11 protein-coding genes are annotated in these 12,482 nt (G+C 49.8%); 8 read left to right on the forward strand and 3 right to left on the reverse strand.

Translation table 11 applies throughout. The features are described from left to right. The first annotated feature begins 5 nt into the window (after positions 1-5). Genes C3F13_10650 through C3F13_10660 form a run of 3 tightly spaced genes read left to right on the forward strand, consistent with a single transcriptional unit; the run spans position 6 to position 3,441 of the window. The gene (locus C3F13_10650; protein ID PWB53067.1) at positions 6-1,910 is read left to right on the forward strand and encodes a S9 family peptidase; all 1,905 of its coding nucleotides are present in this window, start codon (positions 6-8) and stop codon (positions 1,908-1,910) included. Next, positions 1,907-2,770, forward strand: coding sequence for a tRNA (adenine-N1)-methyltransferase (locus C3F13_10655; GenBank protein ID PWB53068.1), 864 nt, complete (start codon positions 1,907-1,909; stop codon positions 2,768-2,770). Before C3F13_10650 ends, C3F13_10655 begins: the two co-directional genes overlap by 4 nt. Before the next feature lie 17 nt (positions 2,771-2,787). Then, a complete protein-coding gene (locus C3F13_10660; protein PWB53069.1) occupies positions 2,788-3,441 on the forward strand; it encodes a CoA pyrophosphatase in 654 nt (217 codons plus the stop codon). 17 nt (positions 3,442-3,458) lie between these two features. Here the strand turns inward: C3F13_10660 and C3F13_10665 are convergent, their stop codons facing one another. Continuing rightward, positions 3,459-4,112, reverse strand: coding sequence for a 50S ribosomal protein L25 (locus C3F13_10665; protein PWB53070.1), 654 nt, complete (start codon positions 4,110-4,112; stop codon positions 3,459-3,461). Between the two features lie 249 nt (positions 4,113-4,361). Here C3F13_10665 and C3F13_10670 point away from each other — a divergent pair, with 249 nt between their 5' ends. From C3F13_10670 to C3F13_10690, 5 genes are all read left to right on the forward strand, one after another. After that, positions 4,362-4,964, forward strand: coding sequence for a hypothetical protein (locus tag C3F13_10670; protein PWB53071.1), 603 nt, complete (start codon positions 4,362-4,364; stop codon positions 4,962-4,964). 9 nt (positions 4,965-4,973) lie between these two features. Further along, positions 4,974-6,170, forward strand: a complete 1,197-nt coding sequence (locus C3F13_10675) for a hypothetical protein (protein PWB53072.1) — start codon at positions 4,974-4,976, stop codon at positions 6,168-6,170. Positions 6,171-6,200: 30 nt separating this feature from the next. Then, entirely contained in the window at positions 6,201-7,121 is a 921-nt protein-coding gene (locus C3F13_10680; GenBank protein PWB53073.1) for a hypothetical protein, read from the forward strand. Positions 7,122-7,236: 115 nt separating this feature from the next. Continuing rightward, positions 7,237-8,910: a carboxypeptidase gene (locus tag C3F13_10685; GenBank protein PWB53074.1), complete on the forward strand. Its 1,674-nt coding sequence runs from the start codon at positions 7,237-7,239 to the stop codon at positions 8,908-8,910. A 19-nt stretch (positions 8,911-8,929) separates the two neighbouring features. Then, the gene (locus C3F13_10690; protein ID PWB53075.1) at positions 8,930-10,117 is read left to right on the forward strand and encodes an aminopeptidase P family protein; all 1,188 of its coding nucleotides are present in this window, start codon (positions 8,930-8,932) and stop codon (positions 10,115-10,117) included. A 20-nt stretch (positions 10,118-10,137) separates the two neighbouring features. Here C3F13_10690 and C3F13_10695 read toward each other — a convergent pair whose 3' ends face one another. Both C3F13_10695 and gmd read right to left on the reverse strand, forming a co-directional pair. Further along, positions 10,138-11,457 (reverse strand): hypothetical protein, encoded by a 1,320-nt coding sequence (locus C3F13_10695; GenBank protein PWB53076.1) that lies wholly within the window; start codon positions 11,455-11,457, stop codon positions 10,138-10,140. Positions 11,458-11,466: 9 nt separating this feature from the next. Beyond that, positions 11,467-12,459, reverse strand: a complete 993-nt coding sequence (gmd, locus tag C3F13_10700) for a GDP-mannose 4,6-dehydratase (GenBank protein PWB53077.1) — start codon at positions 12,457-12,459, stop codon at positions 11,467-11,469. Positions 12,460-12,482: the final 23 nt, after the last annotated feature.

Here is a 12,482-nt window from a genome sequence, read left to right on the forward strand (position 1 = left end):
ATGATATGGCACAAATCGACTCTTTTCTTGCAGCTCGCTTGTTTCTTTCACCTCAATTGACTGATGACCGAATCTTCTTTATCAGCAACCTGAGTGGTCATATGAGTTTATATGTTATGGATTATGGCGGGAGTGTCCCTGAACCTTTGTTACCTCCGGGGATTGCCTTGCAGAACCCACATCTGATCGGCGGCGGTTCGTATTTTGTCTTTCCAAAAATTGGGAAGATCCTGGTTATGCTGGATAAAGATGGGGATGAGAATTATCAACCTATGGTCCTCCCTCTTGAAGGTGGCTATCCAGAACCGGTGCTTAATAACTTCTTTTCCAATTACCGTGTTCACCTGGGACATTGTGACCCAAAGGAACAAATCTGTTATTTCACAGCTGAATCACGCGCGGAAGCGATGAACGAATCTTACCGTTGGCATTTAGAAACAGGTGAATTGGTAAAAATTGCTCAAAGTCGCTGGGGTGCTTACGTCAGGGTCCACAACAAGGACCATTCAAAACTCATTTTAGTGGATGGTTATTCCGCCGGAGATGAAGTGATTTTCCTGTGGGAGAAGGATGGGGAAAAACCGGAAGTAATCCGCGGTGTCCCGATGGATCAACGAAAACCAGATCAGGTTGTACCCCTAGAAGCCCTGGATCCGATCCACTTTGTGAGGGGTGAGCGTGGATTGTTACTTTCCAGCGCCATCTTCGAAGATACCTTTAGCCTGGGATACCTCAGCTTTAAGCATCCTGAGGAAGTCAAGCCTGTTACCTTGAAAGGTGTCAAACACCATGGGAAAGGTGAATTGGTCAATTGCGATTTTATCAAGGGGAAGACTTATCTCCTTCATTACAATATCGACGGGACATCCTGGCTTTATGAAGGTAAATTCAATGAGGATGATCTGGTGATGAAGCTGGAGCACATCCTCGTGGGGAAAGGTGAAATTGCTAATGGTGTTTTGGAATCCGTCAGCTATGACAAAGGTAGCGATCGATATGTCCTCAGCCACTCCACCGCCACTTCACCAACCCAGATATTCACGGTGGAAGGGAAGAAGAGGGACAGCTATGTGCTCCATACCAGGGAAAAAGTTCTAGGAATTTCTGAAAAGCTGCTTTCACCGGGCGAAGATGCTTCATTTACATCTTATGACGGTCTGCGCATCTCTGCCAGGCTTTACTTGCCAGCGGAAAAACTTCTTATCAAGCCACCCTATCCCCTGGTCTATTACGTCCACGGCGGGCCTCAGAGCCAGGAACGCCCTGATTTTGCCTGGTTCTCGATGCCGCTGATCCAATTCCTTACTTTGAACGGGTTTGCGGTGTTCGTCCCGAACGTGCGTGGCAGCAGCGGATATGGATTGAGTTACATGAAACAGGTGGACCGCGACTGGGGTGGCCTTGACCGATTGGACCATGTGCATGCCATGAAAATCCTCAAAAAGGACGACCGGCTGGATGTTTCACGGGCAGCGGTAGTTGGAAGATCTTATGGAGGCTATATGACCCTCACCATGGCCTCCAGGCATCCAGAGCTGTGGTCGGCTGCTGTGGACATGTTTGGCCCGTACGACTTGCTGACATTCAGTGAGCGATTGCCTGAAACGTGGAAACCCTACTTTAAATTATCACTTGGTGATCCGGTGGATGACCGCAAGTTCCTGGTTGAACGCTCACCCCGCACATACATCGATCAGATTCAATGCCCGCTACTGGTCATCCAGGGCAAGAATGATCCACGCGTGATTGAACAAGAGTCGCACGATCTGGTGGAGCATTTACGAGAAACAGGTAAGCAGGTTGAGTACCTGATGTTCGAAAATGAAGGCCATGACGTGCTAAAGATGGAGAACCGGGTAATCTGCTACAATGCCATCACAGATTTCTTTAAAAAGCACTTGATGAAATGATTGACAATGAAACAAATGCCTGTGCACAGGCTGGCGACATTGCCGAGCTGATCAGCGCCCAAAATAAGCGTTTCATTTTCCGGTTGGTTCAAGATGGGAAATTTGAGACTCACCGGGGCTACCTGAGCCATAATGATCTGATCGGGCAGCAATGGGGCACACGCGTCTTTACCCACATGGGAAGCCCATTCGTGTTGCTACAACCGTCTCTATCTGATATCCTGGTTGAGACCCGGCGTAATACACAGATCATGTACCCGAAGGATATCGGTTTCATCCTGATCTCCATGGATATTGGACCTGGCCGGCATGTACTCGAAGCTGGAACTGGTTCGGGATCGTTCACCACCGCCCTGGCATATGCCGTCGGGCCACAGGGAAAGGTGATCAGCTATGAAGCACGCCCAGAATTCCAGCACCTGGCTCATAAGAATCTTGATCGCCTAGGTCTGGCAGACCGAGTTGAGTTCAAGTTGCGGGATGTGGTTGAGGGGTTTGACGAAACGAATGTCGATGCAGTGTTCCTCGATCTGCCCAACCCGCAGGATTACGTGCTTCAGGCCAAGCAGGCACTCAAACCTGGAGGTCACCTGGGGAGCATCCTGCCCACCACCAATCAGGTATCCACTTTTCTAATCTCCCTCCGACGGGCGAATTTTGCATTCATTGAAGTGTGCGAGATCCTGTTACGCTATTATAAAGCTGTGGCTGACCGGTTACGCCCGACAGACCGAATGGTAGCCCATACCGGTTACCTGATCTTTGCCCGTTCGGTGGTTACTGAAGCAGGTGAACAGGTAGAATCAAATGGCGAAGCCCTATCTGGTGAACAAATAAATATGGATCAGCCAGCAGGCTAGCATCTGACACTAATTTAATGGACGCACTAACGGAAGAATTTATCTCATCCAGGCTGGCAGAATCGTATGGAGCCTCGGGAGAAGATTCCTGTTACAAATATTTCCTCTCATCGAATCCCCGACCTGCAGCCGTATTGATCCCCCTGTTTTTTGCTAGCCCAGAAGATAAGCAGGAACATCGCTGGCAGGTCTTGCTCACCCGACGAACTGAAGGGGTAGCAGAACACCAAGGACAGGTAGCATTCCCCGGTGGAAGGGCCGACCCGACTGATCTGACCCCCGAATCAACTGCCTTGCGGGAAGCTTACGAGGAGATCGGCTTGGAACCGACGAGCGTACGGATTTTAGGCAAAATGAAGGAACTACCAACCATTTCCAATTACTGTATCACACCGGTGGTCGGTGTGATCCCCTGGCCATTTGAAATCAGGTTGGAAGAAACTGAAGTCAGCCGGGTGTTTTCTATCCCCTTGGATTGGTTATTTGACCCAACCCACCACGAAACCCGCTATCGAACGATTCCAGAGCCGTTTTCAAAATTATTGAAGATGAAAAGCCATCCGGTGATTTATTTTCAAACCTATCAGGAGGAGCTCCTATGGGGGGTGAGCGCTCAGATCACGGTGGATTTCATTGAAATATTGAGAAATAAAAAAAGGGCGGGTGCTTGAAACACCCGCCCGGGTCATCACGCTTCTTCCTCTTCTTCTTCCTTCTTTCCGTGCTCGATCACCTCAGGTTCTTCACCAACCACCTCTTCAATGGCGGGAGCGACCTCTTCTTCTGCTGCAGCCTGAGCGGTGATAAGGGCTACCATGGTTTCGGCATCGGTGAGGATCTTCACCCCTTCTGGCACCGCCAGGTCATGAACGTAGATGCCATCTCCAATATTAGCCAGCTCGGAGATATCCACAACGATACGTTCGGGCAGATCATTGGGGAGACATTCCACCTCAACCTCATCAAGGCCAGTCACCAACACACCATCAAAATCTTTGATCGCAGGCGAAACACCCACAATTTCCATATAAACTCTGGAGCGTAGTTTTTCTGTCATAGAAACAGCCAGGAAATCGATATGCAACAACGTGCCGGTGATCTTGTTGCGTTGCTTTTCCCTGACCAGGGTGCGATGTTTCTCGCCGTCCACGTCAACCGTTACCAGCGCAGAGGGCGCCAGTCCCATCAAGCTGCGGGAGGTGTCGTGCAGGTCCAGCACGATCGAAATCGGCTGGATGTGGTGACCATAAATAACTGCCGGGAGCTTGCCTTCCCTGCGAATCGCCTTGACCTGTTTGCCCAGGATATCACGGCGATTTGCCTTTAACAATGTTTCTTCCATCTTTACCTTCCTCGAGCGCCTCTCACCTCTCAGTAAGGCTTTTACTGAGGATTACCCTCGCTCTATTGTGAGTTCCGGTGATCACCGGTTTATATGGCACGAGACTCCCTGGCCCTATGATATTTGGATGGTTCCATGAATCTCTGTGCAAAAAAATCGCCTCCACCACGGAGACGGCTCGAAAGCAGGCTGAATTTTACAAGCAATATCCCCATTCGTCAATAGGCGGGGCGAAGTTATAATTCAGGCATGCAGGCTGTAAAGGACTTACCCGATCATTATACAACCCAGGATACACTGGACTTATCCAGCACACGTACTGCCTTGTGGTTAAACCTGGCGGCAATCCCGCTCTTGTTCGTGTTTGGGTGGATATTCAACAAGGTTTTTAATCTGATTATTGCAGATAATTCCGCTCAATTTGATATCTGGCAAACTATCAAATCCTTTTCATTTACCGAATGGATGATCGCCATCCTTGGCCTTGTTGTGATGCTTATATTGCATGAGCTAGTACACGGCATCTTTTTTTGGTTATTCACCCATGAAAGGCCAAAATTCGCCCTGCGGTCGGGATATGCCTTCGCGGCTGCACCTGATTGGTATTTACGGAAATATCCTTATATTGTCGTGGGGTTATCACCCCTGGTGATTATCTCCATATTGTGCAGTATCCTGGTCATCTTCGTTAATTCACAGCTGATTGGTTACTTGCTTTTGATCGCCACTTTCAATGCAGCTGGTGCTCTGGGCGATATGATCGTCGTTGCATGGGTCATCGGCCATAAAAGCCCCGTGTATGTGCGTGACCAGGGCGATAGTTTTTCAGTGTTCAGTACGTATGGCGAATAATCACAGCTCATGAGCCTGCCACAGGAGTTTCCGGTTGATCAGGTTGAAAAGATTCATGCAGTATTGGGTGATCAGCAAGTATATGTCATAAAACAGGACGGACTTGTTGGTTGGACGTCGGTTTATCCAGCCATCCGTTTGGCTGCTGAAAATGTAACAATAGAACCAGGCGATCGTATCTTGCTTTTCGGCTGCCACCAGGGTGCTTTGCCAGCCTACATGTCTTTAAAATACCCTCACAATCCCCTGGCGGTCATTTACCATGACTATAGTGCGCTCGAAGCCAGCAGGAAAACGCTCAAAATTAATAAAATCCCGATCGATTCGATTAGATATATCACCGATGCCGAAATGCCGGAGGTGGAGGATGACAAATTTGATGTTGTGATCATGCTGCTTCCCAAAGGCCGATCCCTGGCACGCAAATGGCTCATCCAGATATATTATGGACTGGCAAGCACTGGGCAACTGTACATTGCAGGAGCGAACCGGGAAGGAATTCAATCGGTGCTGAAGGATGCCAGTGATGTATTTGGTGGAGGACGGGTCCTTGCTTATGGAAAAGGCAATCGCATCTGCCAGTTCAGCGCAGCGAAGCGCAAGGCAGGCTTGCCGGGGTGGGCAAGCAACCCAGGCATATCCCCTGGCAGCTGGGTTGAGTTCACGGTGGAGATACAAGGTAACAGGATAAATATCCACAGCCTGCCGGGCATTTTTTCTTATGATCATCTCGATGAAGGCACTCGAATGCTGCTCAATGCGATCGAGATTCCTCCAGGAGCAAAGGTGCTGGATGCTGGTTGTGGATATGGGGTCATCGGAATCACTGCAGCCATGCTTGGGGCTGGGAAGGTAGACTTGATTGACAACAACCTGCTGGCCGTAGCCGCCAGCCATGAGACAATCCATGTCAACCAGGTTAATAGCTGTACAGCCCTGGCAGGCGACCTACTAGAACCTCTCACCCCGCTTCAATATGACCTGGTGCTTTCCAATCCACCCTTTCACGCTGGTCATGCAGTGGAATATCAGATGGCAAGGTCGATCATCGCCCAATCTTACCTGACGCTGGTGCCAGGTGGGCAGGTGGTGATTGTGGCAAACCGTTTTATCCGCTACGACCGACTGATCAAAGATATCTTTGGAAATTGCACAATATTAATGGAATCCAATAAATTTTATGTCCTTCGTGGATTAAAATTATAAGCACGAATTTTATTGGTATAGGGAGGCGACATGGAAAATCCAACCATCCACACGATCGATCTGAAATTTCGAGGCAGGGCAGGGACCATTGCAGCGTACTTGATTCCGACTGGGTCAGGAGGAATCCTGGTTGAGAGTGGCCCAGGCTCGACCATTCCGGCTCTACTCGAGGGTATCCGATCAAATGGATTTGACATTAGCGATATCCACGATGTGTTTCTCACCCACATTCACCTGGATCACGCCGGAGCAGCAGGTTGGCTAGCCCAGCAGGGATGCCGTATCCATGTTCACGAGAACGGCGCCCCGCACCTGATCAATCCAGAAAAGCTGCTGGCCAGTGCGAGCCGGCTGTATGGCACCATGATGAATCAATTATGGGGAACGATCATCCCGATTGATGAAGCTAAAATCCATATCTTCCACGATGATGAGGTGGTCACGGTTGGAAATATCTCCATCCACGCCCTGGACGTGCCAGGGCATGCCAACCATCACCTAGCGTATCTGATTGGGGAAACCTGCTTCACCGGAGATATTGGAGGTATCCGCTTAAACCCAATCCAATACCTCAGCCTGCCAATGCCACCACCTGACCTGAACCTCGAAAAATGGCGTGAGAGCATACTAAATATCCAGAGACATCACCCCCAGCGTATCGTCCCCACTCATTTCGGGATTTATCCGGACGTCACATGGCATCTGGAGGCTTTGCTTGAGGTACTGGATGATGTTGAAGCCTGGCTAGATGAGAAACTGCCTTATGATCCTCCCATCGAAGCTCTACGCCAGCAATACCTGGAATTTGAATACCAGCGCGCCTCGAAATCCCGTATCGACATGTCAATTGTTGATGCACAGCAGATTGCCAACCCGTTATTCCTGTCAGCAGATGGGATCTTGCGCTACTGGAATAAATACAGAAAATCAGACGCGGTGAATAAACAATAATTCACACTCGTTTACCTGACTCTTCTTGTTTGACAGTCAGGGTGATTCCCCATAGAATATCCCCTGATGTCTCCTGCTGATTCAAAACAAACCTGCTAAACACACTGGAGCGAACATGGACATAATTCATTATTACACGAATGAAGAGATTGCAAACCTGCTGGAGGATTGGTCTTTAAAGTATCCGGATCTTTTCCAGCTGAGTGTGATCGGGAAGAGTTATGAAGATCGCCCGATTTATCTGCTAACCATCACTAACCAGGCAACGGGTAAGGATACCGAAAAGCCAGCCATCTGGATCGATGCCAACCTGCACGCCACGGAGATCACCGGGACGACTACCGCATTGTATATTGCTCACCAGTTGTTGTCAGGTTATGGCAGTGATCCCCAGGTAAGGCGCCAGCTTGACCAGAGCGTATACTACATCGTGCCGCGCGCCAACCCAGACGGTGCGGAATGGGCGTTGGCCCTTAACCCGCGCTATGTACGCTCTGGAGTTCGGCCTTATCCGTGGGAGGAGAAGGATGAAGGTTTATTTGAGCAGGACATCAATGGGGATGGGAAGATCCTGCAGATGAGGCTTCAGGATCCAAACGGAGATTGGAAAATATCAAGCCTCGACCCACGCTTGATGGAAAAACGAGCTCCAGAGGAAACAGGCGGGATATACTACCGGGTTTTCCCCGAAGGTATTTTAAATGATTACGATGGATATACTATAAAATCCGCCCGGCCGCTGGAGGGGCTTGATTTTAACCGCAACTTCCCCTTTGAATGGCGTACAGAGGGCGAGCAATACGGTGCAGGACCCTATCCGACCTCTGAACCGGAGATCCGGGCACTTACGGATTTCGTCACCAGCCACCATAATATCAACCTGGCGATCACTTTTCACACCTATAGCCGGGTTATCCTGCGCCCCTACAGCACCAAAGCAGATGATGATATGAATACCGAAGACCTGTGGGTGTTTAAGAAGATTGGTGAAATTGGCACCAAGATCACTGGATACCGCTGTGTATCCACGTTCCATGATTTCAAGTATCATCCAAAGGAAGTCACCACTGGGGCTTTTGATGACTGGATGTACGACCATCACGGGGTGTTCACCTATACCATCGAGCTATGGGACCTGCCCACAGAGGCCGGAATCAAGGATCGAAAGTGGATGGACTGGTGGCGGGAACACCCCCACGAAGAAGACCTGCAAATCTTGAAGTGGGTGGATGAGCATGCCGCCCCAGACGCTTACCTGCCCTGGCAGCCGTATAATCACCCGCAACTTGGTAAAATTGAGCTGGGTGGCTGGGATAATTTCTACACCTGGCGTAACCCACCGGTGAGTCAGCTTGAACAAGAAGTCAGTAGACATTACCCATTTATCCTCACCCTCGGAGAGCTGCTACCTCACCTCTCCATCCACTCTTTGGAAGTTAAGAAACTCAATGATAATGATTATCACCTCAACCTGGTGGTTGAGAACAGCGGTTTCTTGCCAAGCTATACCAGCCAGCAAGGCAAAGCTCGTAAAGTCTGCCGGCCGGTGAGGGTTGAGCTGGAGCTCCCTGCAGGGGCATCTCTGGCCAATGGGAAGCGATTACAAGATCTGGGTCACCTGGAAGGGCGCAGCAATAAGATGGAGCATGCAGGGCATGCAGCCGAAAGTCCTACCGATAACCGGGCACGCCTTGAATGGGTCATCCATGCTGCGATAGGTACTAAGATCAATCTGAAGGTCATGAGCGAGCGCGCAGGTTCACTGCACCAAGAAATTTCCCTTCCATAAGAATACAGGAGAAATTGCGATGACCACCTCTCTCGTCCAGGAAAAAGTACAGCAGGCAGTGGGGATATTGCAAGAGTATAACATCGACCTTTGGCTGACCTTCATCAGGGAAACCAGCGGTGGGGGTGACCCAGTGCTGCCCCTGATATACGGCCTTGACCTGACGTGGCAAAGTGCGTTGATGATCACCAGATCAGGAGAATGCATCGCCATCGTTGGCCGGCTGGAAGCTGAAGCTGCAAAAAGGACAGGTGCATATAACACCGTTCTACACTACGACCAGTCAATCAAACCGGAGTTATTACGCGTGCTCGAGCAGCTTAACCCACTCCAGGTTGCCATCAATTATTCGACCAACGATGTCCATGCAGATGGACTCTCCTATGGGATGTACCAGCTTCTCTGCGAGTACCTTGACGGAACGCCATTCCGAAATAAACTCATCTCGGCGGAAAAACTACATAGTGCTTTACGGGGCAGGAAAACCCTTCAAGAAATCGAACGCATCCGGTCTGCAATCCGGACAACCTACGCAATTTTCCAAAATACCTTCAACTACCTGAAACCTGGCATGACCGAGATCGAGGTGAGTGACTTCATGCATGCCCAGCTAGACGCCTTTGGGGTGAAGCCAGCCTGGGAACCGATTAACTGCCCAACAGTAAACGCTGGGCCAGATTCAGCGATCGGTCATGTGGGACCTACTGAGCTAAAGATTGCACCTGGGCAGCTTGTACATTTTGATTATGGCGTGTTACAAGATGACTATTGCTCGGATATTCAGCGGGTAGTCTATTTCCGCTGTCCAGGGGAGACCACCGCACCCCCGGAAGTCCAGCGTGGCTTCGATACTGTTCGGCAAGCCATTGAGAAGTCCTTGATAGCGATGAAACCCGGTGTGACGGGGAAGGCCATTGATCAGATTGCACGAAAAACCATCACCGATGCTGGATACCCCGAATATCCGTATGCCACTGGTCACCAGGTTGGCCGGGTGGTGCATGATGGAGCGGGAATCCTTGGACCAGAATGGGAACGTTATGGAAACACCCCCAATTACCTGCTGGAAGCCGAGCAGGTATACACCCTTGAGCCTGGCTTAGCAGTCCCTGGGTATGGTTATCTCGGGCTCGAAGAAGATATCGTGGTCACCAGGAATGGCGCGGAGTATCTGGGTGACCCACAGAAAGAGCTGATATTAAAATAGGCGAAACCGAGATCAAAGCCCTATAGCAATGATACTGCTTGGGCTATTCTCTGGCGGAATTCAGGGCGATTAAACTTCTTCCACAGTTCGGGGAAGGAACGGGTCAGGCGGTAACGTTCTGCGTGCAAATACGCCAGGTAGATGACGATCGGTTCAGGATTAATCCGCTCAACGATCGGAACCTGTTGTTGGTTCTCATCCAATTTTTTAAGGAAAGCTCTGACCAATCCGCAGGCGACATCGGCATCATGCAATTCACCAAGATGATCTTGCATTCGTTTTAACTCATCAATACTTTTTGATATATCATCACCTAGAATTTCTTTAAAATATTCCAGGGTGTAGCGGAATTTCTTACAATCAATACGCAAAGCGTGGAGCTGAATAATTGAAGCTGTCGGTAGCAAGCTCTCGTATGCCCTCACCGCGGCGTACCGGCTGTAGACTAAAACCGGTACCATATCGCGAAGGTAAGGACTTTTCCCATCACTTGAAACGATGTGATAATTATCCTGCTCTGCCGATTGCAGAAACAAGTTGAAGTTGATCTTGAAGTGGTGGTATTCATCGCTCTGCAAGTGCTTGGTCAGTCTGAGCCTTTGGTGAGATATCGTTTGTTGCCATCCGTTAAGCAAAGGCTCCAAGCCCAAAGCTAGGTTTTCTTTCAATTTTTTCTGGTAAGAAACAGCATTTCCGAGGATCACATCCATATCGCGCACCCGGCCAAGCACTTGGCCGGCTATGCGCAACCCTTTCAGGTGGCGTCTCAACAATTTCGCATCATAGGCAGGGCCGAAAACGTCAAAAGCCGAACGCATGCGCCGCGTGGCTACACGCATGTCGTGTAATTCTTCGATATCCTCACCCAGAAGCGTACCTGCTTCATGACCGAGCATCTCCGCAAAATAAAAGGACCAAACTTTCCTGCCCGCTTCTGACAAAGTATCTTCCAGGGTAATGCCGATTTGCTGGCGAGGCTGCGGATATGGGACCTCTTCAACACCTTTAGGCGCGGTTTCATCTGCTTCAGCCACCATCGAATCAGTCAGCGTTTTATCGGTGACAATATGTACATCTTCTTGCTCACCCTCGTCATTGATAACTGGTATGGAAGGTATATCAAAAATCGCCATCCTTTTGGCGATAAACTGGCGCTTCCAAAAACGCGCCCTGCCTGTGGAAACCCCTGATGCTCTGGAGGCCTGGAGGGTTGGTTTACCCTCCGCATAAGCCAGGATCAAAGCAGCCCTGTGCCTAAGCAGTTCCGGAGCTTTCGCAGCAATGTCGTGTAACTGTGTTCTTTCTTCATCCTTGAGTGTGATTATGTGATCAGTCTCCATGGAGTAGCCCTATTTCCCATTTCTTGGAACATCTGCAACTTTGGTGAAACAGCGAACTTCTGCATCCACCATGATATGGACCAGTTCTTCAAAAGATGTCTGGGTGGACCAACCCAATTTTTCTTGAGCTTTTGCGGGATTTCCGACCAACAGCTCCACCTCGGCTGGACGCATATACCTGGGATCTTGAACGATATATTCCTCGTAATCTAAACCAAGGTAGCTAAATGCCAGCTCGGCAAACTGACGTACCGAATGGGTATGACCGGTAGCCAGTACGAAATCCTCAGGATGATCTTGTTGAAGCATCAGCCACATGCCACGCACATAATCAGGAGCGAAGCCCCAATCGCGTTGTGCATCGAGGTTGCCAAGGCGCAATTCATGTTCCAAATGATGCTTGATACGAGCGGCTGTTCGGGCGATCTTGCGGGTCACAAACTCATGACCCCGCCTGGGGCTTTCATGGTTGAAACAAATCCCCGAGCAGGCAAACAGGTTATAGCTTTCCCTATAGTTCACCGTGATCCAATGGCCATATAGTTTAGCGACTCCATATGGGCTACGTGGATAGAAAGGTGTACGCTCTGATTGGGGAGATTCATGCACCTTGCCAAACATTTCACTCGTGCTCGCCTGGTAAAAACGGATGTCCTGATCTACCAGCCTGATAGCATCCAGCACCCGCGTTACCCCAAGAGCTGTTACTTCACCGGTGAAAACCGGTTGTACCCAGGACGTCTGCACGAACGATTGAGCTGCCAGGTTATAGACTTCATTGGGTCGATAAGCTTTAATGATATCGATGATCGATATCTGATCCATCAGGTCACCAGAGACGATTGTGATCTTATCCTGGATGTGCTCAATACGCTCGAAGTTGATCGTACTCGAGCGGCGCACCATACCAATGACTGTGTAGCCTTTCTCGATCAGAAATTCCGCCAGGTACGATCCATCCTGGCCGGTGATCCCGGTGATCAATGCTGTCTTATTTGCCATGCCTCGCTCCCTTCTTTGGCTCA

This window comes from Anaerolineales bacterium (assembly GCA_003105035.1).
GTDB lineage: Bacteria > Chloroflexota > Anaerolineae > Anaerolineales > UBA4823 > FEB-25.

Bases quoted from the DNA above. Each gene is read 5' to 3' on its own strand.
- C3F13_10685 (PWB53074.1), top strand. From the start codon at position 7,237: ATGGACATAATTCATTATTACACGAATGAAGAGATTGCAAACCTGCTG.
- C3F13_10650 (PWB53067.1), top strand. From the start codon at position 6: ATGGCACAAATCGACTCTTTTCTTGCAGCTCGCTTGTTTCTTTCACCT.
- C3F13_10680 (PWB53073.1), top strand. From the start codon at position 6,201: ATGGAAAATCCAACCATCCACACGATCGATCTGAAATTTCGAGGCAGG.
- C3F13_10665 (PWB53070.1), bottom strand. From the start codon at position 4,112: ATGGAAGAAACATTGTTAAAGGCAAATCGCCGTGATATCCTGGGCAAA.
- C3F13_10675 (PWB53072.1), top strand. From the start codon at position 4,974: ATGAGCCTGCCACAGGAGTTTCCGGTTGATCAGGTTGAAAAGATTCAT.
- C3F13_10695 (PWB53076.1), bottom strand. From the start codon at position 11,457: ATGGAGACTGATCACATAATCACACTCAAGGATGAAGAAAGAACACAG.
- C3F13_10660 (PWB53069.1), top strand. From the start codon at position 2,788: ATGGACGCACTAACGGAAGAATTTATCTCATCCAGGCTGGCAGAATCG.
- gmd (PWB53077.1), bottom strand. From the start codon at position 12,459: ATGGCAAATAAGACAGCATTGATCACCGGGATCACCGGCCAGGATGGA.
- C3F13_10670 (PWB53071.1), top strand. From the start codon at position 4,362: ATGCAGGCTGTAAAGGACTTACCCGATCATTATACAACCCAGGATACA.
- C3F13_10690 (PWB53075.1), top strand. From the start codon at position 8,930: ATGACCACCTCTCTCGTCCAGGAAAAAGTACAGCAGGCAGTGGGGATA.
- C3F13_10655 (PWB53068.1), top strand. From the start codon at position 1,907: ATGATTGACAATGAAACAAATGCCTGTGCACAGGCTGGCGACATTGCC.